Here is a 25,714-nt window from a genome sequence, read left to right as displayed (position 1 = left end):
AACTATGATTAATAGAATATGTTTGTTCTTCTAAAAAATTATATATTGGTTTTTCAAAAAATAAAAAGATTGTTTTTCTTTGTTGTGATGATGCATTATCATTTTGTTTTTTAATTCTTGTTGAATTTCTCCTAAACAATCTTGAGGCGAAAGCCAAGCTCCAAATCCTGTTTTAAGTTGCTCGCATGGTTTTAATTTATCTTTTTCATCTTGACAAGAATTAGATTGACATGTAGTACAATTCTTACATGCTTGTTCTTGTTTTTTTTCATCTAGACAAAAAGGAGCAACAAAAGGACGAAATCTTAAAATAACACTCATATTATTATTAACTTGATTATCATTATTAACTAAATCATAATAAGCATAATCAACTTCTTTTAATTCATTTTCCTTTTGTTTTGTTTTAAATGATAAAGTTAAATTAGAATCTATTGTAGGCAGTGTTGCTTTATATGTCATATTTTCTAAATACTTTTCTAACTCTTTTATACTATCATAATAAAGACTTCCAGAATACCATTTTATTTTTTTATTAGAAAGATTAAAAGTAAAATAAGGTGCATTAATACCAGTAGTAAATTTTTTAATAATGTTATTAATTTTATCTTTAATTTGTTTTTTTTGTTATTCTAAATATTCTTGTAATGTTTGTTGCATTAATTCAAGTATTTTTTGTCCTAATATTAGTTTTATTTCTTCTTTAATGGATTCTTTTAATTCATTTAATTTTGTTCTTATTTATTTTATCTTGTCTTTTTTATTAGTGCCTGTTAAAGGTGGTAATTCAGTAGTTGTTTTTTTCTTTAATGCAGCTAAATTATCTCTTGTTTTAGGAGTTTTATTAGGTTCTGATAATGTAATGTTATTTAATGCGTTTTCAAATTCTTGTAGTTTTTTCTCCAAATCATCTAATATATTTTTTTCTTGTTGTGTTAAATTTAGATATGTAGGATTAGTTGTTTTGAATTCTTCTAATCTTTGGTTTTGTTCTGGTGAAAAAAAATTTGCTTGAATGTTGGGAGCAGATAAATTAGATACTAAAGAATTTCTTAATAATTCTATTATTTTCTTTCTTTCATGAAATATGTTTTTGAGCCTGTTTGAGGTGTTCCAAAAGTTTAGACACTTTTTTGTTTTTTAAAAATTCTTTAAGACTAACTATTAAGTTAGTCTTTTTTTGTTTCAAAGACTAAAAAAATAATTTCATATCTTTTCTAAAAAATGTTTTTAGAGAGGAATTGAATGTTAAGACAAAAATTATTTAAAGATTTTTTAAAAAATAAAAAGAATTTGGAAATTCGTAATCAATTAATCGAACTTCATTTACCTTTAGTAAAAAAACTAGCTTATCAATTTAAATATTATCCGCGAGTTTTAACTAAAGAGGATTTATATCAAGAAGGGATTTTAGGATTAATCAAAGCTCTAAATAATTACCAAGATTTAGGCTATGACTTTGTTACTTATGCAACTCCAAAAATAAAATTTGCAATCAGCGAACTAATAAGAAAAAGCCATTCACCTTCAATCCCCCAAAAAACAACCAAATCAAACAATATCAGTTTTAAAGAAGAACAATACAAACAACCTAATTGGAATAAAATCCTTAATCCACATCAATTATGGTTAAAACAAGTAAAACATGAATTATTAATAAAAAAACTAAAAACTAAACTAAGTAAAAATGAATTCAATGTTATTTGTTTAAGTTTTGGTATCTCACTAGAAAACAACAACGAACCTAATCAACAACCCCTAACCAATCATGCCATCGCCCAAAAACTTAATTTAAAACTCTCACAAATTGAAGATTTAAAAGATAATGCAATTAGAAAACTAAACCCAAATTATAAAAATAAGGAGAAATAAAATGTTAAATAAAGTCCAATTAATCGGTAATATCGCTCATAACCTAGAAAAACAATATATCAATAGCAACAACGAACAAATCCCTAAAATAGATTTCAATTTAGCAATTAACAATAAAGATAAAGTGCAATACATCCCTTGTGTCGTTTTTAGAAATCAAGCTGAAAACATGAGTACATATTTAAATAAAGGTTCAAAAATATATGCAGAAGGCGCATTATCCATCCAAAAATATACCACAAACGAAGGTAAAACGCGAACCACCACCAAAGTAATTATCCAAAACGTCATCTTTTTAGACAACAAAACTAAATAATATTTAAAAAATTAAGTCCCCAAAATGGACTTTTTTTATAAACCAAAAGGAGAAAAAAATATGAATAAAAAAGAATTAATTAAATCAATAGCTGAGGTAAATAAAACCTCAATAACCCAAACCGAAGAGTTTTACAATTCATTTGAGAATGCTCTAATTAAAGCAATTACATCAAATGAAGAAGTAGTTTTATCCTCTAAAATTGGCAAATTCATCTTAAAAACTAGAAAAGCCCACATAACACCCGAAACTAAATTCATCATCAATAAACAAACAGGAAAAAAAACAGTCAAAAGAACTGGTAAAAATTTAAAAATACCTGCAAAAACGGTTGTTAGTTTTAAAATGTCAAAACCAATCAAAGACGAAGTCAAAAAACTTCAATTAAAATAAAAGGAGAAATAACATGAGCGACGCAATGACCGAAACATACCAAGGAACTCACTTTAAAGACCGTTCAACCACCAAAACCCACAAAGGTAAATGGATAAATTTACATCATTCCAATAAAACCTTTAAAAATAAAAAGAAATTATCTAAAAATAAATGAATAAATTTTATAAAAATTATTAAGAAAGTAGGAAATAATGTGGATTTTTTCAATATTTACAATAATTAGTAATTTTATATTAAATTACACTAAAGGATTTACCGCTGCTGAAATCATGGAAAGAAGATTGGATGGAATACAAACAACTCTATTTACAATATTAATCATTACTGGTTTTAAACCTATTTTTAAATTAATTAAAAATACAATTGTTTTTATTAAACAAACTATTATAAACATATTTTTTCCTAATAAAAAACTTCAAACTTTAGAAATCAAAAACACCAAACAAGAACATCAAGAACAATTATTACTTCAAAAACTAGAACAAATAAAAACTGCACAAGAAAAAACATTATCTCAAATAGAACAACAAAAACATAAAGTAGCCATTTGGCAATCTAAAAAAGAAAGAAAAAGATTGTTAAAATCCCAAAAACACAACAACACCTCAATCGGAAAGGACAATGAAAATGACTGATTCAAATTTTACTATTGGCTTCATGACGGGCGCAGTTTTTGTTACCGTTTTATGTTTTATATTTAAACATCTATTTTTTAGTTTTCTTCAACTATTCAACCCTAACGACACTCATCCGTTCAAAAGAAGAATACAAGAATTACCAACCCCAAAACCAAACAATACAAACAATAGCCAACCCAAACCCCAAACCCCACAATCAACTCAAAACCAACAAAAACCCCACTCACAAACAAACAACCCAAATCATCCAAAAACCAACCATCCAACCCCTGGAAAATAAATAACAACCAAGACTCTCACCACGAGAGTCTTTTTTTTGTACCAATTCACACGAAAGGAGAAAACATGAAAACATTAACAAAAATATATCTTAGTTTTTTATCAATATTTGTTTTAATCCTTATTGTTTTATTTATTATCGGATTAACCAAATCACCATTCACAACCAACAATAACCAAAATACACCACCAAACACTCACACACACCACCACGAAGAGGCAAAACAAAATAACAAAGAACTAAACCCCAAAGAAAAAGAAGCACTTAGTGAAATCCAAACTCGTTTACAAGAATTAGAATTATTCAACCAAAAAAATATAGAAAAATCAAAAAAAATAAAAGAAGAAGACAACATTTTATCTCAACAAATTAATTCTAATTTAGCAAAAATCAACACTTTAAATCAAGAAATAAATACCCTGAAAAACCAATTAGAAGAAAAAACCAACCAATTAAATAACAAACAAACAAACTTAACTAATGATGAAAAAACAAAATTAGAAAATGATATAAACGCAATAAATCAAGAAATAACCAAAACAACCCAAAAACGAGATAAAATCAATGACGAAACCAAAACCCAAACTAAAAAACGAGTAGAAAACACACAATCACAATTAACTAATCAAAACAAAATCCAAACAACTAAATTAGAAATAGATAAAACCACCAACTTCAAAGATATTTATCAAAAAATAAACACCTTGCAACAATCAATTAATTACAATAACGCAAACAAAGAACAAATAAAAGAACTAATCACCCAACACCAAGATGACCCCCAAGAAATCCAAAACCTAAAAAGTTATGATTTATTCTTAGACGGACAATTAATCCAATTCGAAAAACAAATTAAACAACTAAAAAACGAAATTGAAATCATCCAAAACCCAAACACCCCAAAACTTGAAAAAAAGAAAGTCACATTCAAAGATGTATACGGAATGGAAAGGGAAAAAGAAGAATTAGAAGATTTAATTTATTATTTCAAAGATGATAACAACGATTTAGTTAACTATGACAAAATCAAACCCAAAGGGTACCTACTATACGGCCCTCCTGGAACAGGTAAAAGTTTTTTAATGAAAGCTTTATGTAATGAAACCGAAGCACATTTTATTGAATTTGAACCTTCTAAACTAGATAAGACTTACGTTGGTGAAGGCAATGAAGAATGGGAAAAAATTTGGAAAGAAGCAGAATCACATGGTAAAGCAATTATCTTTATCGATGAAATCAGTGGACTTGCTAATAGAGAAGACAAAAACACTAACAAAACAAGTCAAAATATAATTAATAATATATTAACTAAACTAGATGGATTTAACAGTAATAACAAAAAAATTGTCTTAATGGGGGCAACTAACTACCTTAATCAAATCGACAAAGCCCTAAGAAGTAGATTTAGCAAAGAAATCAAAATCGACTTAATCAAAGACCACGAAATTGAAGACTTCTTAAAATTCCTAATCACACCTTATCAAATTAGTTATCACACATATATACATTTAAATGATATCGCCAACAAATGTAAGGGTAAAAACTATTCAAATCGTGATTTAACAACTATCATCAACGAAGCATACAACAAAACTAATAAATATAAATCACAAAATAAAATTCATGAAGTAATGTTGCCTTCCGACCTAGATGAGGCAATAGACGTCAAACAAAATAAAAACAAAAACATGAACGATATCAAAAAACGCAGAAAAGAATGCGAAGAACAATATACAGCATGGAAACAAGGAATAATCAAATACCTAAAACCCCCAAAAGACCAAACAATGATTAAAAGAACTTACACCTTCTACGGCCTCTACGGCCTAGGACGCGGTCACCACCGCGAACACGAACCCGCCGACCTCGCCCTATTTGTAAAAAACCCATTTGACAAATGGTACGATGAGGGTATGCGAGTAGATGAGTTTGATGGTTTCTACACAAAAGAAAAACAAAATGATTCACAATTTGGTGGGGGCAATGGTGTTCGTATAGATCCATCAAATCATTACATAAAACTCAAATACGAAGGCCCCAAACACCTAATCGAAGAAGATAAAGACTTTTTCATGGATGAAGTAAACTGCACCTCAAACGAAAGAAGTCCTGAAGGCGTTTTGAAAAGCAAAACCTACTACCTACACTTCAACCCCAAACAAGGCTACATCACCCTATATACCCAAAAACACAACACAAAAGAAAATAAATAATTAGAAAGAGAGAAAATAATATGGCAAAAAAAATAATCATAATCAAAAAAACTAAAAAACAACAAACAACCAAAAAAACCACAAAAAATCAAAGAAAATTAACCCCAAAAACCACCAAAGCAACCATAATGAAAAAAACTTCAACAAGAATTACTAAATCAACCCCAAAAACTACAAAACCAATTAAACAACAAAGAACCGCACAACCTACTAAAATAATCGTTTCAACCCAACAAAAGCAAGATAATTGGTTTGTAAAAATAATCAAACCACTAAAAACTACAATCCTCATTTTATTACCACTCACACTAATTGTAGGTGGTATTTATTGGGTTCTTTTTAAATTCTTTCCTGAAATATTCTCCCAAATAAACGATTTTACAATCAATGCCGCTACCAAAACCAAATCGTTATACGATAAAATTACTCAACCAATTCGCGATTTTATCGAGTATATCCATAATAAAGCAACAGGCAATAATCAAAATCCTAATCAAACACCTTCACGCCAAAATAAATTAGGTTATTATCTCGCAACTACCCTGAGTATAATCGGTATTTGTTTGGGAATTGGTAAAATCGGTAATTGGTTAAAAGGTGGCACGAAAAAAGCTATCCGAAAAGGAACTAAAAAAATAATTCAAAAAAAAGCTACTTCCAAAATAGCGAATGTCGGTAGTAAAATATGTAAAATTGGTGGTAAAATTTTATTTTGGGTTTCTATAGCATCAACCGCTTATGAACTTTACCAATTTTATCAAGAAGGAACCCGAAATCCAAATCCACCTCAACAACTAGAAAATAAAAATAAAAACCCAAACACTCACACACACCGTCACGAAGAGGCAAACCAAACCACAAAAGATGAACCCCAAGAAAGAGAAACTCAAAAAAAAAAAAAACAGCCAAACCTCCTGAACTAAACAATAACGAACAAACTCCTCAACTAACTACACAACAACCAATTCATAAACAAAAAATAGAAAACAAGAGAAATGAATTAAATCCTGAAATGCAAAAACAAGTTGAGGAGTTAATCCAACAAGAAAAAGCAAAAACTCAACAATTAGAACAAGAAAAAAACTATCTAGAAGCTAATTTACAAGCTCAACAATTAGAAATGTTAAACATCAAAAATCAAAAAGATAACTTAGAAAATCAACTCACATCAAAAGAAAAAGAATTAGCAAACAATCAAGAATTAACAGAAGAAACCAAAAACAAATTAAAACAAGAAATTAACGATATCCAAACTAATTTAAACCATCAAATTGAAAATACCCAAAACAAAAATAACGAAATCCAAAATTTACAAACCCAAAAAACTCAATTAGAAAATCAATTGTTTTCAAACAAACAAGATTTAGAAAAACTACAGCAAGAAATTAACCAAAAAGAAGAACAACTACACATCAAAGAACAACAATTAATCAGTCAAATTAACTTATCTAATGAAGAAAAACAACAACTAAATTCAGAAATTAACACCTTAAAAACTGATATTAACCAAGAAAAGGTTAATTTCGAAGCTCAACTAGCACTCAAAGAAGAAGAAATCAAACAATTAAAACAAAATGAAGATAAACTAAAACAACAATTAACCCAAAAACAAGAAGAAACCACAAACTTAAGAGAACAACATTTAAAAACTTTGGAAGAAATCCAAAAACAAATTGCAAATTACAAAAACATGGTTTCTGAACTTGAACAAGAAACCAAAAAACTAAAAGAACAAATTGCAAAAAACAATGAAAATACTAAACAATTACAAGAAAAATTATTAACTAAACAAACACAAATCAATAAAATTAACCAAGAATTAGTTAGTCTTTCAAATCAACAAATTTCTTTACAACAAGAATTAAATAATTTAACACAACTTTTTGATGAATGGGAAAAGAACTGTGAAATTAAAGCTAATGAAATAGCATCAAACCTAGATTTAAAAAATGTCAAAAGAGTTATTGACCAAAAAATATATTATTCTACCGAGCCTTTTACAGTTGAATTAAAACCATTCAACCCTTACCAACCCCAAAAAAACGAAAATAAACAAACAATAAATAGCCTAGAAATAAAAATTAACAATGTCAAGTATTACTATATTAAATTTTCTTTTTACTATAATTTTTTCTGCATAAAAGACAAAGACCTAAATGAAATACACCGAATATACAATATCACAAAAAGTCCAACAGATTGGATGTTTCAATTTAGTCATAACGTAAGCGAAACTCTTCCACCAACTAAACTCAATAATTATAAATCCCTATTAGAACAAAAAAATAATGATTTATCTGAAATTAAACAACAATTAACCAAAAAACAACAAGAATTAAATAAATATCAACAAGAATGCACTGATTTAATTATCAACCAAAAACCTGATGACACTCTACAACAAGAACTAAATAACAAAGAAACGCATATCAAAACCTTAAAAAACGAAATGCAACAACTAAAAATTAAAGAACAAGGATTTAGAAGTGAAATAGATACTTTGAAACTAGAAAACAAAAACCTAAAAGAAAAATACACTAACGATTTAAATAAAATCCAAGAACAACTAAACACATCTAAAACCGAAAACGAACAACTAGAAAAAGAAATCAAAGAAATTCAAGATGAATTAGTGAAAAACGGCAATGCAAACGAAGCATTAGTTAACCAATTAAATAATAAACAAACTCAAATTAAAGACTTAAAAGGCAAAATCAACATCTTAGAAGCTAACGAAATTCAACTACAAGAAATAATCAACCAAAAAGATGAAGAAATAGCAAAACTACAACAAACCATCCAAGAACAAGCAGAACAAATCATCAAACTAACCGCCGAAATTGAAACCAACATGAAAACCTTTAAACAACAAGCAATCAAAATCCAACAACTAGAAGGTGCAATCTCAGGACTTGAAGGCGCAAGCGGTTCATTAGGATTCGAAAACAAAGAACTACAACACGAAATCGAAAAACTAAAAGAGCAATTGAGAACCGAACAACTTGCTCACAAAGCAATGAAAAAGCAATTAGATGACCAAATCCTTAGATTAGAAGAAGACAAATCAACCCTAACCACCAAAGCCGACCAACTAAAAATCAAAACCTCCAAATGGGACAAAAGCGTAGAAAGAACAGGTGCAGTAGTAAACACAGTTATTTCAACGAAATCAGGAGCCATAATAGGAGCTTCATTGGGCTCTGCCATTTTACCTGGTGTCGGTACGATTATTGGCGGAGGCATAGGTGGTTTAATTAGTGGTGCCGCATCTGTTGCATCAAAATGGGACACATACAAACAATGGCTTGGATGGTAACAATAATGAATATTTTTTTGCATTATTGTTCTATTTATGTTAAAATAAAAGTAAGTTAAAAAAAGGAAATTTAAGATAGAATGGAATTATTTAAGATATTAACTATTGTATTTTTTTTGGGTATCATTTTTGGGTCAATCCCTTTATGGATTTGGTTTATTCAAAAACGAGAAAATACAAATAGGATTAAAAAAGTCAATATAAAGACGGGTTTGATTATTTATTATGTCATGATGTCTGTTTCAGTTTTTGGATTTGGAGTATTTTTATTTTTAGATAATAAATATGATATAATCAAATCAAAACCTAAAATCTACGAAATTCCCTCAACCAAAATAGAAACCCAAGAGGAGTGGTTTCAAACAAAAAGCGGTGCAAAATACACATATAATGAAAATAATTTACAAAAAAATAATAATAAAAGTTGGCTATTAACCGATATCGCGCAAGAAGGTGTTCCGATGATTAAAAGAACTTACACCTTCTACGGCCTCTACGGCCTAGGACGCGGTCACCACCGCGAACACGAACCCGCCGACCTCGCCCTATTTGTAAAAAACCCATTTGACAAATGGTACGATGAGGGTATGCGAGTAGATGAGTTTGATGGTTTCTACACAAAAGAAAAACAAAATGATTCACAATTTGGTGGGGGCAATGGTGTTCGTATAGATCCATCAAATCATTACATAAAACTCAAATACGAAGGCCCCAAACACCTACTCGAAGAAGATAAAGACTTTTTCATGGATGAAGTAAACTGCACCTCAAACGAAAGAAGTCCTGAAGGCGTTTTGAAAAGCAAAACCTACTACCTACACTTCAACCCCAAACAAGGCTACATCACCCTATATACCCAAAAACACAACACAAAAGAAAATAAATAAAAAACAGAAAAGAGAGAAAAATGTTAATTTTTAGATTAAAAAAACAATTATATTTATTAATAATAGTTCTATTTACTTTTTTAGGATTATTTTTTATCACCAATAATCATCAAGTAATGGCAATGGAAAAAAATAAACCCCTTCAAACGATTTATAACATTGAAACCAAAAATGTTAGAATAAATCCAAATAAACCCATAAAAATTAGTTATTATGTTAAAGATAAAAATTTATCATTAGAAGATATGGCGAAAACCATAAATATAATAAATAAATTAAAATAATCCCAATTAAAAAACAATTTAATATATATTTAATACAAATATTAACAACCCCCAAAACCAACAAATAAATCCAACCCAAGACTCTCATCACGAGAGTCTTTTTTTATACCCAACCTCAACCAAAGAACCTCAACAATGGTACCAACATCGCCAAAAATACATTAACGCCTCCGAAATAGTTAGCATCACGGGCAATGATAAATTTATAACCTTAGCCGCCCAATTAGTCCGTGACAAAATATTTAGAACTGCTTTTACCACCAACAAATACACCTAACATGGAAACAAAACCGAACCCTTAGCGTGTAGTTTCTTTGAAAAAACCACTAATCTAAAATTTCCCGATACCATCTTTACCGACGATAAAGTCCAAATGTTTCCATCCTCACTTGATGGATACAACTCAAAAACCAACACTTTATTAGAAATCAAATTCCCTTATGTTAACGAATTCAACACCACACCCCCATCTTGGAACGGCTTTTTTGCAAACAAAGAAGTCCCTAAAAACTACTGGGCCCAAGTTCAATGTCAACTCTACTGTAGCCAAGTTAAATTCGCTTATTTTTTAATTTATTTTAATGACACAAATTATCATGTAGTTCGCATTTACCAAGATAATAACTTCATTAATAAAATGATTAAAGACAGTAAAAAATATTTAGAATTACTACATAACACAAAAAAAAGAATTATCACAAACAATTTATTTAAAACAATTAACCAAACTAAATCACAAATAAGACCTTCAAATTGAAGGTCTTTTTTTATACCCAAAATTAGATTAAAAGGAGAATTACAATGAAATTAATTATATTCGAAGGATTAGACGGTAGCGGAAAAACAGGTTTAATAAAAAGCGTTAAGCGCGGATTAAAAAAACAAGGAAAAGAAGTAATCGTTATTCGCGGATTAGGAAGTTCTACAATTGGGGAATCCATACGCGAAACATTTTTAACGCATAACAAATTACACAATTTAACTAGATATTTTTTAAGTTTCGCCAATATGATTCAAACCCAAGAAGAACTCATCAAACCCCACTTAGAAACAAACAAAATCATTTTAGTTGACCGTTGGTTAGGCTCTAATTTCGCCTATCGCGTATATCCTAATCGAATTGATAAAAAATATTATTTTTTTAACAATTTAACTAAATTATTTATTAAACCAAATTTAACAGTTTATTTAAAAATCGACCCACAAACAGGGCTAAACCGCAAAGCAAATCAAACTAATCACACACTCGATGTTATTGAAACAAGCCCATTATCATATTTTTATCAAGTAGAAAAAGGTTTTCAAGAGTTTTTAAACAAAAAACTAGGTCCCCAAATTATTTTAAATGCAATGGAACCCAAAACTTGGAAATCCAACACAAAACAAATAATCAAAAAAATAGGAGAAATATCAAATGGCAATAATAATTAAGAAAAAATACCAAAACGGTAATCTATATATCCATTATAGCAACGGTAAAATCAAAACTATTAAAAAAGATGGCACCATTCGATGGCGTACTAAAAAAATAAATTTCAAAAACCCCAAAAGACTCTAACCAAGAGTCTTTTTTTTATTTAGAAAGGAATAATCAAATGAATCAATTAAATAATTTACATTTCAACAATATCAATGTTTTTAACCACCAATCTTTATGTGTTGACATCACCAAACTTATAATCCAACCCTCATTATTCAACCAACCATTTAATGAGTATATGACACAAACCCACAATCTCCTAAACGAATATCTCCAAAACAACCACTACAATTCACAAAGTCAAAAATCAATCCGTGGTAAAATCAATGAATATTTAATTTTGTTATATCTAAACAATAAAGGAATCACCCATTTATACCCCCAATCACATTTATTTTTTATACCTGACATTAAATTCGATTTGGTTTTATTCACTAAAACCAAACGAATAATGGCCTTCAATTTCAAAACCTGCCTCCGAGACCGTTATAAACAAGCCATGGTAGAAGGTCAACAATTAAAAAAACTAGATACACGCTTTGAATTCTATCTATTAACTAATAATGGAACGGAAACCCAAAGACTCAACAACAAAATAAATCAAGGAAAAGTCCAAGGTATAAACGAGGTAATTAATCTATTTTCCAATTCAGCCGATAAATTCTTACAAAACTTAATTACCACCAAATTCATCCCCTTTTCTAATATTAATATAATTAAGAATTAAAAAAAAGGAGTTAATATTAAAATGTTAACCAGTGAACAAAAAGCGTTAAAACAATTAATAAATTATATCGACCAAGGCCAATGGGAAAAGTTAAACCTTTATTGCCAAATAATCAATCCCAAAAATTTACTTGACCCCAAAAATACAAAAATATTTACAGCTTTAAAATATTTATTTTTAGAAAAACAAACAACTCATCCATTTGACAAAATTACTACCAAATCCGTTATTATCCAAGAATTACTAACATATCTACAAGCTAATTTCCCAAAAGATAAATTCACTTTGGAATCATTAAATTATTTGAATGATGATTTTAATAACCAAAACAACACTCATGTGTTAGACAACCTTAAACACACTTACACCCAAGAAAAACTATTTCAAAAATTAATAAAAATCATCAGCCCCACATACGAAAACCAAGACCCATACCACAAAAATTTATATTACCAAGAAATATTTGATAAATTAAGAAACTTTATCTCTTCAATCCCCCACAAATCTGATAAAACACTATTTAATCTAAACCAAATGGTCTCTTTACATCCTGAATTTTTTGACACCGACAACCAAGCAAAACAAAAAATCCAAGAAGAATATTACCGCTTATCGGAAACTTTTAAAGGACTTAACCAATCTACAAATGGATTTAAAAAAGGCCAAATAATAACTATTGGAGGCTATACTGGTTTAGGAAAAACAACTTTTGTTTACAATCTTCTTTTAGATATCGCCAAAACCAAACACCAAGAAAATTCTTGCTATCCTCATATGTTGGTTTTTTCTTATGAAATGACCTTAGAAGAAAATTTAAATCGTTTATTAGCCCACCAAACTCAAATTCCTCTAGATGTTATTTTAGATAAAAATTTTGAAGATACCAATATCACACCTCTCAAATACACGGAAAGGATGAAAATAGCAAAACAATTTTTCGCCAACATAAATTTATCATTTAGTTATGATAAAAGCAAAAATATTGATTATGTAATCGATTTAGTTTATCGCCTTCATTTAGAAAAACAAGTAGAAATTATCGTCATTGACCACCTTCAAATAACCAAAACTACAAATCACTTAGAAAATGACCGTCTAGCCATTGACGAAATTATGACTAAACTCAAACAATTAGCCATTGAATTAAACATTGTTATTGTCATTTTATCTCAATTTTCAAGAGATACATACAGCAATTACCAAGGTAAATCACCAGAAATAACAGCATTAAAAGGAAGTGGGGGAATTGAAACTAACTCCGATATCGTCTTAATGATGTCTGAATTCCAACCCAAACTATTCAAAGACAAAGAAAAACCCATAAATATATATAATTCAACCTTAGAAGAAATATATTCAGACTATAATGACAATGAAAATCAAAAAATAATCGAAGTATGTATCAAAAAAAATAGAAGTGGTACCAAAAAAACCTTAGTTTATCACTTTGAAATGACCACTCAAACCTTCCAAGAAATCGGTTATGTTTTGCCTTATAAAATAGAAACTTATTATTAATCAAAAAAACTAGGAGTTAAAATAAATGAAAAATAATTCCAAACAAATTATAAAATAACACTAAATCAACTCTAAAAAAATAATAATCATAAAAAATGTGTTAAATATATAATGAAAAAGAATAGAAATAAAATAAATATATAAATATGAACTAAATCACAATAAAATACAATACTTAAATTATTATACTTATAATAATGAATTAAAAAATAATTCTTCTTGTGTTATTGTTAGTTATTTTTATTGGAAAAAAACAATTAAAAACTGAAAGCATAAGGGTTCATTTGAATATAAAAAAAGACCTTCAATTTTGAAGGTCTTATAATATAAAAATAAAATTTAAAATTATAGAATTATTTACAATTTTTTTCTAAAACTATATTTATTTTTTATTTCTAATTCTTTTTTATCTTTAAAAGAATATTTTTTATTAAATTGTTATTTCTTTTTTTTTAATTAAAATTTGAATATAAAAAAACCTTCAAATTAAAGGCATTAATTATATTAATTTTATCATAATTATTTTTTTGACAATTAAATTAAATTTAGCTAATAATATTAATAAAAACCAAATTCAATTAAATTAGTTTAACATTTTTTTTATTTCAAACTTATTTTTAATTTAAAAAGTTTTTGTTTTTTATTTGTGAATAAAATTGATCCAAAAAAAATTGTAGTTCGTTGGAACTCAGAACTTTAAGATTTTGTTGATTTGCTACTTTTTTTAATTCTTTCATTTTATATTCACTATAATAATCGCCATCACAAATGAATAAAATCATTATATTTTTATTATATTTTTGGGTGTCAGTTTTGGCTTCTTCAATAGATATTTTTACATCATTTTTTTGATTATCTTGCGAGCCGCCAGATTCTTTGGTATATTTGTGAAAAACATAAAAAATAATTTCTAAATCTTTATATTTAAAAGAAAAATCAATTGACTTACCTTTTGATGAGATATACTGATTTATTTCTTTTTTTTGAACTATTTCTTGTTTTTTTATAAAAATACTTTTAGGTTTACACACTTCGGATATATTATTTATATCATTTTTTAAAAATTCACCAAATACTTTTTCATAAAAGTTTTGTTTCAAGGGGTTTTTGTAGGCGATTACTGAGTTTTTTAAAAATATTGTTTCTTTTAAAAAAAATCTTTTTCTTATTACTTATATTATAGCATTAATAATTTCAATAATTTAAAGTTTTTTTAAGTTTTTGAAATTTATAAATAATTTTATTTATTTTTTTCCAACAACAAAAGCCGTCCAATAATTAGACAGCAAAATTAATTAAAAATATTTAATTTAAACTAATTTAATCAAAATTAAATTAAGGAGAAAGTTGTAAACTTTGAATATAATTATTTTCAAGATATCTATACCAATATTGACATTCAACTTTATTTAATATTTTAATATCTTGTTTTTCATAATCTTTTTTAAGTTTTAATTTAAGTTTTTGTAATTTAAAATATTTTTTAAAATTCTTATTAAGAAAATAATTTTTTGGTTGAATACTAGATAAATTTAAACTAAAATAATTAGAATTTTGAAATTGATTTGGATTCATATAAGATTTAAACAACAAAGTTAAATTATGTGGAATTTTAATATTTCTTCCATTAACTCTTTGTTTAATATTCCATTCAAATATATTAGAAAAGTTAAAATTAACAATTGGAAATGAACTTAATTCTATTTCTTTAATTATATCATAAGGAAATAATGCCAAAAAAGATTCTTGAGGACAAGAAAAACATGTACGAGAAAATCCAAACAAATGACGACTATAAAAATCAATTCCTTTATTAGAATTTGATTCAATTTGTTTATCATTTTTAGAAACATATTTACTAACATATGAAACAATTTTATTAACATAATCTTTTTTATCAAAAGCACCTTTATAAAAAACTTTACATTTACTAATTTCAATTTTTTCAAATAAAAGATTTTTTTTTGATGGTCTAAAAATTTGAACGTTTTGACTAATTGGATTTAAATGTTTATAATGTTTTATATTATTTTTATTCATAACAGATGCATAAGCATTAGCCCAAAGCAAAGTAATTTTTGGCACTTTAACATTCTTTTTCTCGTAATAATTTTGAGGTATTTTAATATTACCTTTTTCATCTATTTTATGCATTAAATAATCATCATAAAAAATACTCTTATTTCCTTTAATAGGTCGGTTTTTCAAACCCAAAGCATAATCTTTATCAGTACACAAATAACGAGAATATACACCAAAAGAATTTAAAACATCAATATTAAAAATAATATGATAATGAATAACTCCTAATTTAGTAGTTTCCAAAGACCAAAAATAACGAAAATCTTGCATTTTGGAATAAACCAAATCTTTTTGAGAACATTGTTGAAATAAATTTGATAAATAATTTTTTCTCACTAAACGAATAAAACGTTTCCTTACCTGCCCCATAATATCAGGTTCATGAGTATATTTTATAGTTTTACCTTTTAAATCATCATAAGGAGCTGTCAAAGTAATAAAAGATATTTTTTTAGAATCTTTGAAATTATATAAAAGTTTATCCTTAGCATTTTGTGAAGAATCTCGATAATGCCTTAAAATTTTTGATTTTGGTTTAATTTCTTGCAATTTATTTTCTTTTAATTGCTTTTTTAAAGAATAATCAAATTTAAAATCATCATCACTTAATGACAAATACCTTTCTTCTTTTTTTTCTTTTAAATGTTTTTTATAACATTTAATTCGTTCCAAAGGTTCAAACATAAAATAATTAAAACCTTTTAAACGAATCTCATAGCCATTATCTTTTTTTTGTACTTTATAAATATTTTTAGAAATTTCCTTAAATAAAACACATAATTTTAAATAACATTTCTTATAATAAGATTCAGTAATTTGATTAAATTTATGTTGTTTTTCTAATTGGTTAACTTTTTCATTATAAATTTTAATAGTAGTAGATAATTCATCATAATTTTTTATATCTTTTGAATTAGGTAAACAAATTTTTAAATAATCTAAATCAAAAATTTTATCATTTAATCCTTTTGTAAAATCATCAGAAATTAATTCTTTTTTTATTAAGGAATAAAAATAATCTATAAAAATAGAAGAATCATTTAAAGTTAAAATTTCAATATCACGTTTAGCACGAGTTATTGCAGTATAAATTATTTTTTTTTCTAAAACTTTATCTTGTGATTCATTTCGATTTTGCCAACCAATTAAATAAACGCATTCATTTTCATATCCTTTATATCCATGTATCGTTGACAAAACAATTTCATTTTCTTTACTATTATTATCAGATATAGTAAAAGGAATTTGGTTTTTTTCAAACTCATCTTTAAGTTTTTGTAATTCACCATTACTACGGCAAAGAACAGTTGTAGAATAAATTAAAGAATTTTTAATTTTTTCACACAAATAATTAATTTGTTGATAAAAATTATCAAAAAAAGAAAAATTTATAAAATCTCTATATTTTTTTTCACTAAAAGATAATTGTAAATATTCCTTATTATCAATTAATTCATTAGCTGCTTTAACAATATTAATACCTTTAGAACGATAATTAACATTTAAAAAATGTTTTTCAGGTTTAAAATCTTTTACAAAAAGTTCCAAAATACGTTCACTAGAACCAAAAAAACTATAAATATTTTGAGTATAATCACCAAAACAATATAAAGAATTTGGTTTATTAAATAAAAGTTCTTTTATAATAAAATAATAAAAATAATTTAAATCTTGAAATTCATCAATAAAAACAGGACGATTATAAATTAAACCATTATTTCTTTCAACAAATTCAATAAAATCACTAGTTTCAATTAATAAACCATCAAAAGTTATTAAATTATAATAATTTAATTTTTCATAATACAAATTTAATAACAATTCAAAAGATTTTTTTAAAACTTTATCATCAATTTTAATAGATGAATAACAGTTTTCTTTTTGAAAAGTTAAACGTATTAAATTATTTAATTCCTGTAAAAGCTTTCTAAATGAATATTTTCTTTGTTCTTTAAAATACAATTTTAAATCTTGATTTTCTTTTAAAATCAGTTTTAAAATATTTAATTTAGTTTCATCATCAATAAATTTTCGTTGTTTTGCTGTTTCATTAAAAATATTATATTTTAAATAACAAGAATAAGCAAAACTATGAAATGTTCTAATTTCATAATTATCTTTTAAATATTTTTCTAATTCATCATCATTATAAGAAGAATAATCTTCTTTTAATGATGAAAATAATTTATCATAAATAATATTTTTAGTAGCATTAGTAGCTACCAAAATTAAAGGTTTTTCTTTTTCTTTTTGTCTTAATTTTTCAATTAAAATGGTAGTTTTGCCAGAACCAGCTCCACCATGTATATACATGCAAGAAGCATCTGAATTAATAATATCTTTTTGTTCTTTTGATAAATTAAATAACATCTTATTCTCCTTTATAATATTAAAAACCCCCTAAATCCCCAAAGGGGACTTTATAGGAGGGGTGTAATAGGTTAATTGTAATGTTCTTCGGCTGGACGCCTAGTTCGCTCTGCTCGTCTTTGAATACTTTTATACTTAATTTAATATCCAGCATCTAATAATTCTTGATGGCTAAATCCAGAAAGTCTTAATTCTTGCAAACGAAATCCAGCAGCTCTTAATTCTTTCGCAGTATATCCAGCAGCTCTTAATTCTTTCGCAGTATATCCAGAATCTTTTAATTCTTGCAAACTAAAACCTGAATCTTTTAATTCTTGCAAACGAAATCCAGCAGCTCTTAATTCTTTCGCAGTATATCCAGCAGCTCTTAATTCTTTCGCAGTATATCCAGAATCTTTTAATTCTTGCAAACTAAAACCTGAATCTTTTAATTCTTGCAAACTAAAACCTGCATCTTTTAATTCTTCCGCAGTATATCCAGAAGCTTTTAATTCTTGCAAACTAAAACCTGCATCTTTTAATTCTTCCGCAGTATATCCCGCTTCTTTAATTTGTTGAAAAGTAAATCCTATATCTTTTAATTGTCTAGCAGTAAGATTTAATTTCTTAAAATCCGAAATATTTTGATAAAGTTTAGTTTTAAAAAATTTAACTTTACCATTTTTATCTATTTCTTTAAATCTTTCTGAATTATCATCAAATTCTTCAATAGAACCATCAATATTTTTACGTTTCATCATTTTTGCATTAAAAGGATTATATTCCATCCATACACCATCTGATAAAGTTTTTTTAATCATTTTCCCATGTGAACCATACTCTTCAAAATTATTATATCTATCAGTTTTTTTCAACAAAAGACCATTATTTTTATCATATTCCCAAATTGTATCATCTTTATCAATTTTTTTAACTAATTTATTAGTAAATAAATTATAATATTCTTTTTCTCCGTTATCTCTTTGAAGCTCATAAGGAGTATCTTTCATATATTCGTTTTCTTTTTTAAGTTTTTTATTTTCATTATATATATCGTTATTTAACTCTCTTGCTTTTGCTTTAATATCTACTTCTTGTAATTTACGTCTTTCTTCGGTTTCTAAATGATATTTATAAGCAAGCCCGCCTATCCAAAAAACAAAAAAAATTAATGTTCCAGTAGTAATTAAAAAAGGAATTATTTTATAATGTTTATTGCCTATTCTAAAACTTGACATTTTTAAACCTCTTTTCTATTATCAAAAATAATTAAAGCGTTTTTTTAGCATTTTCAAATACCCATAAATATAGGAAATTAATAAAAAATGATAAAATGAAACTCAATATTATTATAACCTTTTTAAACAAAAATAAAAAGAATTTTAAAACAATTGAAATAATGTCTAATATTCTTAAAATAATTTTAAACAACAAATCACCTATTTTAATGAAAGAGTTTAAAAGAAAACTATTAACTTCTTTAAAAAAATAAATAACAGAGCCACCAACAGCAACACTAAAAATCAGTTTTGCTATTTCTTTTATTTTTTCCCACATACTTTCACTAGGGTCCATTAATTTTTGACCAGTAAGACTTGTTATAGAACTTTTAATATAACCTATAATACTACCAAAAACATCAATAAAAATTTTTAATATTTGCATTAAAAAATCAAACAATGAACTAAATAATTTTAAAGGATAAATTAAAGTTGTTAAATGTTCCCATATAAAAATAAATATAGTTTTTATAATATTATAAATATTAATAAAATTAATATTCCAACCAACATTAAAACCAAATAAAAAAGATGATTTAGTAAAAAAAATACTATAAAAAATACTATATAATAAATAAAAAAAATCTTTAAAATCAAAGGAAATTAAATATTTTAAAAAATTAAAACTAAAAATCATTTTCAGTATCATCAATAGATTCCATAATTAAAGGATTTTTTATATTATTTAATTGATTTTTTAATTTTAAATTTTCTTTTAAAATTTCATCTAAATTATTATTTTCTTTATTTTCTTGATTATTATCTTTTTCATCAAAAATACCCTCAGAAAAATTAAGTCCTCCATTTTCTCCAAATTCTTTAATCATTGTTTCAACATGTTTTCTATATATACCTAAGTAATTCCCCATATTTGCCATTAATCTAACTAAGGCACCATATTCACTAATACTAATTTTACCTTTTTTAAGATAATGGTTTACTATATCTCGTAATTCATCACTAAAATCATATTTACTTTTCAATTCTTTAATATAAAAATAAAGCCAATAAATAAAAATACCAAAGATAAAAGAAGTAAAAGAAATAAATACTTTAGATTCAACAATATTAATAATTGTTTGTTGTATATCCATCAATTATTCCTTTCTATAAAATTATTCCTTTTTTAATTTCTTTATTATTTCAACTATTTTATTATCTTTTTGGATTGTTTCAACTGGTTTATTGTCTTTTTGGATTGTTTCTAATTCTTTATTATTTTCAACAAAAAAATTAATATATAAAAATATACCAATAATTGAACCAATCAATAAACAAATAAAATTATCAAATAGATTATATTTTTTCATCTAATTTTCTTTTATTCTTTTTCAACCTTTTCATAATCTAATTTTTCAAAAAGCAATTTTGGCATAAAGTGAGCTATTAAACAAAATGAAAGAATATCAATAAAAAAAAATATAAATAAGAGTTGTAAAAATTTCATTATTAATTTGAAAAAATGAAAATAAACTCAAAACCCCAAATAATACAAAAAATCCAAAACTAATTAAAATCATTAAAGCCATTATTACACCAAATAAATTCAAATCAATATCATTTATATTCATTCCCAAATCACTTCCGCAACATTGACAATGTTCGTAAAATTCTTTCTTTATTTTTTGTTTTTTATCCATTTTAAATCATCGCTCCTCTACAAAAATAATGTGGTTTTAAATTGTTAACATTAAAAATTAAAATTTCTGAATGAAAAACAACATTTTCAAAAACGTCTTTTGGAAGACTAATAATAGAAGTAATTTCAGGATATTCTTGATTTATAAATTTTTGTAATCGCTTGCTATTTAGTGATTGATTAAGTCTAAATCCATAAGGTGTGAATAAAACAATTGGCATATCTTTGCCAAAAATTTCAATTATTTTTTTTAACCACAACTCAGGTAACAATGGACGACCGCCGTATTTTTTCTTAACATAACTTTTAGTTTTAAAATCTAAATTAAAAGGGGGGTTGGTTATTACCAAAGATATTTTTTGTTTCTTTAAATCTTTTTGGCTTAATTCTAAAAAATTTTTATGAATTAAATCAGGAAAGGAGGTTTTTTCTACATCGACCCCCAAAACATCAAAACCTTTTTCTTGCCAAGGTAATAACAAAGAACCTTCACCAACGCAGGGATCAAAAATCAAACCGCATTTAATTTGAGGTGATAAAATATCATATAAAAATTGCGATACCCAACTAGGAGCATAAATAGTAGATTTTTTTTCATTTTTAAAAAAATTATTTCTATCAACTCGATACATTTTTTTATTATTCCTTTTCTTTTTTTACTTCTTCTATTATAGAATAAAATTCATGTTTTGCATTATGTAGTAATTCTAAATATTTTTTACCATCTACAATCATTTTATTAATGAAGTTATTGTTTTGTTAAATAGCGAACTACATGATAGTTTTGGTCGTTAAAATAAACCAAAAAGTAAGCAAATTCAAATCAATATCATTTATATTCATTCCCAAATCACTTCCGCAACATTGACAATGTTCGTAAAATTCTTTCTTTAATTTTTGTTTTTTATCCATTTTAAAAAAATCCTTAATTTTAACTTAATTTATTCATATATTATCCTTAATGAGTGTTTTTTTAAAAAAACACTCATTTATTTAATCCATGTAATTTTAGTTGCATCAGGAACAATAAAACCAAGTTTATAAGCTGCAAATATAAAAATACAACCAAGAGCAATTAAAATTAATATTTGTCTTAAAGTCATTTTTTATCCTCCTTTTTATTATTTAGCTATTGATAAATAACCTTTTGAAGCAAAATAAACAATCAAAGGAATAACAATGCCTAATGTAGGTAAAATCCAATATGTAAAAAAACTGCCTAAAGTTAATTTATTTCTTCTAAAAGATTTTTTAATGAAATAAGAACGTCTGTAATTTCTCGCCATTTTAATCTCCTTTTTTATTATTTAATAAGAAAAATATTTTTTAGTATTTAGAAACAATAAGGAAACCAACTTAAAAGTTGGTATTTTTTTTAATGGTTCTTTAATCGCCTAAAATATTTAAAGGTTCTAAAATAAACCAAGCTTTTAAAAAATTATTATGTTTAATTGATGTTTCTACTTCTTCTTGAATAAAATTAAATTTTTCACAAAATTTTTTAATTTTTTTTAAAGTTTTTTTTATCTTTAATATTGAAATTTTCCAAATTTTGTTTTAATTGTTCTTTATATTTTGTTTTATAATTTATCTTTTTCATAAATACTATCCTCATTTATATTATTACAATAATCAATAAAAGCCTTTGTTAAAATATTTCTAGCTAAATGAAAATCTAACCTACGTCTACGTTGATTATCTTTGTTATTTCCTTTGAATGGAGACAACAAAACATCCTTAGTTTTTGTTCTAAATGTATTTAAAATTTGATTTGCGTTAATAATTATTTTTTCAATTTTTGAATCATCTAAATATTTAAATTCTTCGCTGTTAACTATAGTAATCGCACGAGACGAAATTTTTATATTTGAAATATTATATTTTAATTTATTTTTATGAATGAATTTAATTTTTTTTTCAGGATTTGTGGAATCTACACCCAACAACGCAATAAATCCATTAACATCGTTAAATCGTAATTTTTTTAAAAAATCACTTTTTTCTTTAACAAAAATTTTTAATTTTTTTAATTCTTGTAAAGAACCAATTTTATCATCATTTTTATAAATAATTTGTTTTTCTAATTTGGCGCCATTAAAACAAACAATACAAATAGGTACGGTAGTATCTTCAAAAGGATTGGGTTCAATGATAATAATTCTGTTAACATTGGTTTTATCAAATTTTGAATTAATAAAAGTTTCTGGGACAATTGCAAAACCTGGTTGATTTGTGGATATCATCTTACTTAAAGCTAATAAATAAAGATCAGCAAAATTAGATGTTTTAAAATAGTCTTTATAAGTTTGTGTATATTTTTTACGATAACAACTATTCTTTGCTAAATACGGAGGATTTGTTGATATAAAATATTTATGTTTTTTTTCATAAGGTATATTTTTTAAAGAATCATTCATTTTATATTTAACAAATTTCTTATCAATGTCATACCCTATAAAATTTAAATTATTAATTTTATTTTTAAAATAATATTTTAAAAAATTTAAAATATCCCCTTCGCCAGCGAAGGGATCTAAGATAATATGATTTTCTTTTAAATTATCAAAAATAAATTCTTCTAATGGTTTTGTGAACCAATTTTGTTTTTTAGTAAAAAATTGACCGAATTGAATTTTATTTGTCAATTGAAAAACCTATCTTTCTTTTTTTAATTGTTTTTTTCCAATAAAAATAACTAACAATAACACAAGAAGAATTATTTTTTAATTCATTATTATAAGTATAATAATTTAAGTATTGTATTTTATTGTGATTTAGTTCATATTTATATATTTATTTTATTTCTATTCTTTTTCATTATATATTTAACACATTTTTTATGATTATTATTTTTTTAGAGTTGATTTAGTGTTATTTTATAATTTGTTTGGAATTATTTTTCATTTATTTTAACTCCTAGTTTTTTTGATTAATAATAAGTTTCTATTTTATAAGGCAAAACATAACCGATTTCTTGGAAGGTTTGAGTGGTCATTTCAAAGTGATAAATTAAGGTTTTTTTGGTACCACTTCTATTTTTTTTGATACATACTTCGATTATTTTTTGATTTTCATTGTCATTATAATCTGAATATAGCTCTTCTAAGGTTGAATTATATATATTTATTGGTTTTTCTTTGTCTTTGGATAGTTTGGGTTGGAATTCAGACATCATTAAGACGATATCGGAGTTAGTTTCAATTCCACCACTGCCTTTTAAAGCTGTTATTTCTGGTGATTTACCTTGTTGATTGCTGTATGTATCTCTTGAAAATTGAGATAAAATGATAATAACGATGTTTAATTCAATGGCTAATTTTTTGAGTTTGGTCATAATTTCGTCAATGGCTAGACGGTCGTTTTCTAAATGATTGGTGGTTTTGGTGATTTGAAGGTGGTCAATGACGATGATTTCGACTTGTTTTTCTAAATGAAGGCGATAAACTAAATCGATTACATAATCAATATTTTTGCTTTTATCATAACTAAATGATAAATTTATGTTGGCGAAAAATTGTTTTGCTATTTTCATCCTTTCCGTGTATTTGAGAGGTGTGATATTGGTATCTTCAAAATTTTTATCTAAAATAACATCTAGAGGAATTTGAGTTTGGTGGGCTAATAAACGATTTAAATTTTCTTCTAAGGTCATTTCATAAGAAAATACCAAAATATGAGGATAATGAGATATTTCTTTGTGTTTGGTTTTTGCTATATCTAAAAGAAGATTATAGACAAAAGTTGTTTTACCTAATCCAGTATACCCCCCAATAGTTATGATTTGACCTTTTTTAAATCCTTTTGTGGATTGGTTGAGTCTTTTAAAAGTTTCTGATAAACGGTAATATTCTTCTTGGATTTTTTGTTTTGATTGTTGATCGGTATCAAAAAATTCAGGATGTAAAGAGGCCATTTGGTTTAAAGTAAAGTGTGTTTTATCGTTTTTGTGGGGGATTGAAGAGATAAAATTTCTTAATTTATCAAATATTTCTTGGTAATATAAATTTTTGTGGTATGGGTCTTGGTTTTCGTATGTTGGGCTAATGATTTTTATTAATTGTTGAAATAGTTTTTCTTGAGTATAGGTATGTTTTAGATTGTCTAAAAAATGAGTATTATTTTGGTTATTAAAATCATCATTTAAATAATTTAAAGAATCTAAAGTAAAATTATATTGTGGGAAATTAGTTTGTAAATATATTAATAACTCTTTGATAATAATGGATTTTGTAGTGGGTTTGTCCCATGGATGAGATGTTTGTTTTTCTAAAAATAAATATTTTAAAGCTGTAAATATTTTTGTATTTTTGGGGTCAAGTAAATTTTTGGGATTGATTATTTGGCAATAAAGGTTTAACTTTTCCCATTGGCCTTGGTCGATATAATTTATTAATTGTTTTAACGCTTTTTGTTCACTGGTTAACATTTTAATATTAA

General features: G+C 25.6%; 28 protein-coding genes and 2 pseudogenes. 17 read left to right on the top strand and 13 right to left on the bottom strand.

What is annotated here, in order from left to right; genetic code table 11:
* Positions 1 to 30: 30 nt before the first annotated feature.
* Complete coding sequence (locus QN326_RS01130; RefSeq protein WP_034171993.1) at positions 31 to 462, bottom strand: hypothetical protein; 432 nt, start codon at positions 460 to 462, stop codon at positions 31 to 33.
* Positions 463 to 592: 130 nt separating this feature from the next.
* Here QN326_RS01130 and QN326_RS01125 point away from each other — a divergent pair, with 130 nt between their 5' ends.
* The 17 genes and pseudogenes from QN326_RS01125 to QN326_RS01045 all read left to right on the top strand — a co-directional run bounded on the left by QN326_RS01125 (position 593) and on the right by QN326_RS01045 (position 13,927).
* Positions 593 to 1,015, top strand: coding sequence for a hypothetical protein (locus tag QN326_RS01125; RefSeq protein WP_342386701.1), 423 nt, complete (start codon positions 593 to 595; stop codon positions 1,013 to 1,015).
* Between the two features lie 230 nt (positions 1,016 to 1,245).
* Entirely contained in the window at positions 1,246 to 1,872 is a 627-nt protein-coding gene (locus QN326_RS01120) for a sigma-70 family RNA polymerase sigma factor (RefSeq protein WP_342386700.1), read from the top strand.
* Position 1,873: 1 nt separating this feature from the next.
* Positions 1,874 to 2,188, top strand: coding sequence for a single-stranded DNA-binding protein (locus tag QN326_RS01115; protein ID WP_011160778.1), 315 nt, complete (start codon positions 1,874 to 1,876; stop codon positions 2,186 to 2,188).
* Positions 2,189 to 2,248: 60 nt separating this feature from the next.
* Positions 2,249 to 2,581, top strand: coding sequence for an HU family DNA-binding protein (locus QN326_RS01110; protein WP_011412474.1), 333 nt, complete (start codon positions 2,249 to 2,251; stop codon positions 2,579 to 2,581).
* A gap of 13 nt (positions 2,582 to 2,594) precedes the next feature.
* Complete coding sequence (locus QN326_RS01105; RefSeq protein ID WP_187321650.1) at positions 2,595 to 2,738, top strand: hypothetical protein; 144 nt, start codon at positions 2,595 to 2,597, stop codon at positions 2,736 to 2,738.
* A 37-nt stretch (positions 2,739 to 2,775) separates the two neighbouring features.
* A complete protein-coding gene (locus QN326_RS01100) occupies positions 2,776 to 3,219 on the top strand; it encodes a hypothetical protein (RefSeq protein ID WP_011412554.1) in 444 nt (147 codons plus the stop codon).
* A gap of 38 nt (positions 3,220 to 3,257) precedes the next feature.
* Entirely contained in the window at positions 3,258 to 3,506 is a 249-nt protein-coding gene (locus QN326_RS01095; protein ID WP_342386699.1) for a hypothetical protein, read from the top strand.
* A 61-nt stretch (positions 3,507 to 3,567) separates the two neighbouring features.
* Positions 3,568 to 5,715 (top strand): ATP-binding protein, encoded by a 2,148-nt coding sequence (locus QN326_RS01090; RefSeq protein WP_342386698.1) that lies wholly within the window; start codon positions 3,568 to 3,570, stop codon positions 5,713 to 5,715.
* 20 nt (positions 5,716 to 5,735) lie between these two features.
* The gene (locus tag QN326_RS01085; protein ID WP_011412557.1) at positions 5,736 to 6,638 is read left to right on the top strand and encodes a hypothetical protein; all 903 of its coding nucleotides are present in this window, start codon (positions 5,736 to 5,738) and stop codon (positions 6,636 to 6,638) included.
* A gap of 89 nt (positions 6,639 to 6,727) precedes the next feature.
* The gene (locus tag QN326_RS01080) at positions 6,728 to 9,031 is read left to right on the top strand and encodes a hypothetical protein (protein WP_342386697.1); all 2,304 of its coding nucleotides are present in this window, start codon (positions 6,728 to 6,730) and stop codon (positions 9,029 to 9,031) included.
* An 80-nt stretch (positions 9,032 to 9,111) separates the two neighbouring features.
* Entirely contained in the window at positions 9,112 to 9,918 is an 807-nt protein-coding gene (locus tag QN326_RS01075; protein ID WP_011412560.1) for a hypothetical protein, read from the top strand.
* Positions 9,919 to 9,938: 20 nt separating this feature from the next.
* On the top strand, positions 9,939 to 10,202 hold the full coding sequence (locus tag QN326_RS01070; protein ID WP_069028159.1) for an SVM family protein: 264 nt from the start codon (positions 9,939 to 9,941) through the stop codon (positions 10,200 to 10,202).
* Between the two features lie 105 nt (positions 10,203 to 10,307).
* Positions 10,308 to 10,945 (top strand): annotated as a pseudogene (locus tag QN326_RS04155) (lambda-exonuclease family protein).
* A gap of 58 nt (positions 10,946 to 11,003) precedes the next feature.
* Positions 11,004 to 11,633 carry a dTMP kinase gene (gene tmk, locus QN326_RS01060; RefSeq protein ID WP_342386696.1) on the top strand — a complete coding sequence of 210 codons (630 nt, stop codon included), beginning with the start codon at positions 11,004 to 11,006 and terminating at the stop codon, positions 11,631 to 11,633.
* Positions 11,617 to 11,760 (top strand): hypothetical protein, encoded by a 144-nt coding sequence (locus tag QN326_RS01055; protein ID WP_240992325.1) that lies wholly within the window; start codon positions 11,617 to 11,619, stop codon positions 11,758 to 11,760. Before tmk ends, QN326_RS01055 begins: the two co-directional genes overlap by 17 nt.
* Before the next feature lie 37 nt (positions 11,761 to 11,797).
* The gene (locus tag QN326_RS01050) at positions 11,798 to 12,409 is read left to right on the top strand and encodes a hypothetical protein (RefSeq protein ID WP_342386695.1); all 612 of its coding nucleotides are present in this window, start codon (positions 11,798 to 11,800) and stop codon (positions 12,407 to 12,409) included.
* Between the two features lie 21 nt (positions 12,410 to 12,430).
* Positions 12,431 to 13,927, top strand: a complete 1,497-nt coding sequence (locus QN326_RS01045) for a replicative DNA helicase (protein ID WP_342386694.1) — start codon at positions 12,431 to 12,433, stop codon at positions 13,925 to 13,927.
* Positions 13,928 to 14,544: 617 nt separating this feature from the next.
* On the opposite strand, the gene QN326_RS01040 is transcribed toward QN326_RS01045, so the two are convergent.
* From QN326_RS01040 to QN326_RS00990, 12 genes and pseudogenes are all read right to left on the bottom strand, one after another.
* Complete coding sequence (locus QN326_RS01040) at positions 14,545 to 14,958, bottom strand: hypothetical protein (RefSeq protein WP_342386374.1); 414 nt, start codon at positions 14,956 to 14,958, stop codon at positions 14,545 to 14,547.
* A 304-nt stretch (positions 14,959 to 15,262) separates the two neighbouring features.
* Positions 15,263 to 18,379 carry a UvrD-helicase domain-containing protein gene (locus QN326_RS01035; RefSeq protein WP_342386693.1) on the bottom strand — a complete coding sequence of 1,039 codons (3,117 nt, stop codon included), beginning with the start codon at positions 18,377 to 18,379 and terminating at the stop codon, positions 15,263 to 15,265.
* A gap of 140 nt (positions 18,380 to 18,519) precedes the next feature.
* Positions 18,520 to 19,596: a DUF2963 domain-containing protein gene (locus QN326_RS01030; protein ID WP_342386692.1), complete on the bottom strand. Its 1,077-nt coding sequence runs from the start codon at positions 19,594 to 19,596 to the stop codon at positions 18,520 to 18,522.
* A 31-nt stretch (positions 19,597 to 19,627) separates the two neighbouring features.
* A complete protein-coding gene (locus tag QN326_RS01025; RefSeq protein WP_342386691.1) occupies positions 19,628 to 20,038 on the bottom strand; it encodes a hypothetical protein in 411 nt (136 codons plus the stop codon).
* Positions 20,039 to 20,264: 226 nt separating this feature from the next.
* Entirely contained in the window at positions 20,265 to 20,732 is a 468-nt protein-coding gene (locus QN326_RS01020) for a hypothetical protein (protein ID WP_342386690.1), read from the bottom strand.
* A gap of 21 nt (positions 20,733 to 20,753) precedes the next feature.
* Entirely contained in the window at positions 20,754 to 20,948 is a 195-nt protein-coding gene (locus tag QN326_RS01015; protein WP_041624753.1) for a hypothetical protein, read from the bottom strand.
* 331 nt (positions 20,949 to 21,279) lie between these two features.
* Entirely contained in the window at positions 21,280 to 21,909 is a 630-nt protein-coding gene (locus QN326_RS01010) for an N-6 DNA methylase (RefSeq protein WP_342386689.1), read from the bottom strand.
* Positions 21,910 to 21,916: 7 nt separating this feature from the next.
* Positions 21,917 to 22,097 (bottom strand): annotated as a pseudogene (locus QN326_RS04150) (hypothetical protein); the annotation flags it as partial.
* Positions 22,049 to 22,189, bottom strand: a complete 141-nt coding sequence (locus QN326_RS01005) for a hypothetical protein (RefSeq protein WP_342386688.1) — start codon at positions 22,187 to 22,189, stop codon at positions 22,049 to 22,051. The pseudogene QN326_RS04150 and the gene QN326_RS01005, both read right to left, overlap by 49 nt.
* 209 nt (positions 22,190 to 22,398) lie before the next feature.
* Positions 22,399 to 22,563 (bottom strand): hypothetical protein, encoded by a 165-nt coding sequence (locus QN326_RS01000; protein ID WP_173401686.1) that lies wholly within the window; start codon positions 22,561 to 22,563, stop codon positions 22,399 to 22,401.
* A gap of 294 nt (positions 22,564 to 22,857) precedes the next feature.
* Positions 22,858 to 23,922: a hypothetical protein gene (locus QN326_RS00995; RefSeq protein WP_342386687.1), complete on the bottom strand. Its 1,065-nt coding sequence runs from the start codon at positions 23,920 to 23,922 to the stop codon at positions 22,858 to 22,860.
* 284 nt (positions 23,923 to 24,206) lie between these two features.
* Entirely contained in the window at positions 24,207 to 25,703 is a 1,497-nt protein-coding gene (locus tag QN326_RS00990) for a replicative DNA helicase (protein ID WP_342386686.1), read from the bottom strand.
* Positions 25,704 to 25,714: the final 11 nt, after the last annotated feature.

Source organism: Candidatus Phytoplasma asteris (genome assembly GCF_038505995.1).
GTDB lineage: Bacteria > Bacillota_I > Bacilli_A > Acholeplasmatales > Acholeplasmataceae > Phytoplasma > Phytoplasma asteris.
This window is presented reverse-complemented; position numbering and strand designations above follow the sequence as displayed.

What these genes read in the sequence shown, in the direction of transcription:
- QN326_RS01130 (WP_034171993.1), bottom strand. Translation starts at nt 462, where the DNA reads ATGACATATAAAGCAACACTGCCTACAATAGATTCTAATTTAACTTTA.
- QN326_RS01125 (WP_342386701.1), top strand. Translation starts at nt 593, where the DNA reads ATGTTATTAATTTTATCTTTAATTTGTTTTTTTTGTTATTCTAAATAT.
- QN326_RS01120 (WP_342386700.1), top strand. Translation starts at nt 1,246, where the DNA reads ATGTTAAGACAAAAATTATTTAAAGATTTTTTAAAAAATAAAAAGAAT.
- QN326_RS01115 (WP_011160778.1), top strand. Translation starts at nt 1,874, where the DNA reads ATGTTAAATAAAGTCCAATTAATCGGTAATATCGCTCATAACCTAGAA.
- QN326_RS01110 (WP_011412474.1), top strand. Translation starts at nt 2,249, where the DNA reads ATGAATAAAAAAGAATTAATTAAATCAATAGCTGAGGTAAATAAAACC.
- QN326_RS01105 (WP_187321650.1), top strand. Translation starts at nt 2,595, where the DNA reads ATGAGCGACGCAATGACCGAAACATACCAAGGAACTCACTTTAAAGAC.
- QN326_RS01100 (WP_011412554.1), top strand. Translation starts at nt 2,776, where the DNA reads ATGTGGATTTTTTCAATATTTACAATAATTAGTAATTTTATATTAAAT.
- QN326_RS01090 (WP_342386698.1), top strand. Translation starts at nt 3,568, where the DNA reads ATGAAAACATTAACAAAAATATATCTTAGTTTTTTATCAATATTTGTT.
- QN326_RS01085 (WP_011412557.1), top strand. Translation starts at nt 5,736, where the DNA reads ATGGCAAAAAAAATAATCATAATCAAAAAAACTAAAAAACAACAAACA.
- QN326_RS01080 (WP_342386697.1), top strand. Translation starts at nt 6,728, where the DNA reads ATGCAAAAACAAGTTGAGGAGTTAATCCAACAAGAAAAAGCAAAAACT.
- QN326_RS01075 (WP_011412560.1), top strand. Translation starts at nt 9,112, where the DNA reads ATGGAATTATTTAAGATATTAACTATTGTATTTTTTTTGGGTATCATT.
- QN326_RS01070 (WP_069028159.1), top strand. Translation starts at nt 9,939, where the DNA reads ATGTTAATTTTTAGATTAAAAAAACAATTATATTTATTAATAATAGTT.
- tmk (WP_342386696.1), top strand. Translation starts at nt 11,004, where the DNA reads ATGAAATTAATTATATTCGAAGGATTAGACGGTAGCGGAAAAACAGGT.
- QN326_RS01055 (WP_240992325.1), top strand. Translation starts at nt 11,617, where the DNA reads ATGGCAATAATAATTAAGAAAAAATACCAAAACGGTAATCTATATATC.
- QN326_RS01050 (WP_342386695.1), top strand. Translation starts at nt 11,798, where the DNA reads ATGAATCAATTAAATAATTTACATTTCAACAATATCAATGTTTTTAAC.
- QN326_RS01045 (WP_342386694.1), top strand. Translation starts at nt 12,431, where the DNA reads ATGTTAACCAGTGAACAAAAAGCGTTAAAACAATTAATAAATTATATC.
- QN326_RS01035 (WP_342386693.1), bottom strand. Translation starts at nt 18,379, where the DNA reads ATGTTATTTAATTTATCAAAAGAACAAAAAGATATTATTAATTCAGAT.
- QN326_RS01030 (WP_342386692.1), bottom strand. Translation starts at nt 19,596, where the DNA reads ATGTCAAGTTTTAGAATAGGCAATAAACATTATAAAATAATTCCTTTT.
- QN326_RS01020 (WP_342386690.1), bottom strand. Translation starts at nt 20,732, where the DNA reads ATGGATATACAACAAACAATTATTAATATTGTTGAATCTAAAGTATTT.
- QN326_RS01015 (WP_041624753.1), bottom strand. Translation starts at nt 20,948, where the DNA reads ATGAAAAAATATAATCTATTTGATAATTTTATTTGTTTATTGATTGGT.
- QN326_RS01010 (WP_342386689.1), bottom strand. Translation starts at nt 21,909, where the DNA reads ATGTATCGAGTTGATAGAAATAATTTTTTTAAAAATGAAAAAAAATCT.
- QN326_RS01005 (WP_342386688.1), bottom strand. Translation starts at nt 22,189, where the DNA reads ATGGATAAAAAACAAAAATTAAAGAAAGAATTTTACGAACATTGTCAA.
- QN326_RS01000 (WP_173401686.1), bottom strand. Translation starts at nt 22,563, where the DNA reads ATGGCGAGAAATTACAGACGTTCTTATTTCATTAAAAAATCTTTTAGA.
- QN326_RS00990 (WP_342386686.1), bottom strand. Translation starts at nt 25,703, where the DNA reads ATGTTAACCAGTGAACAAAAAGCGTTAAAACAATTAATAAATTATATC.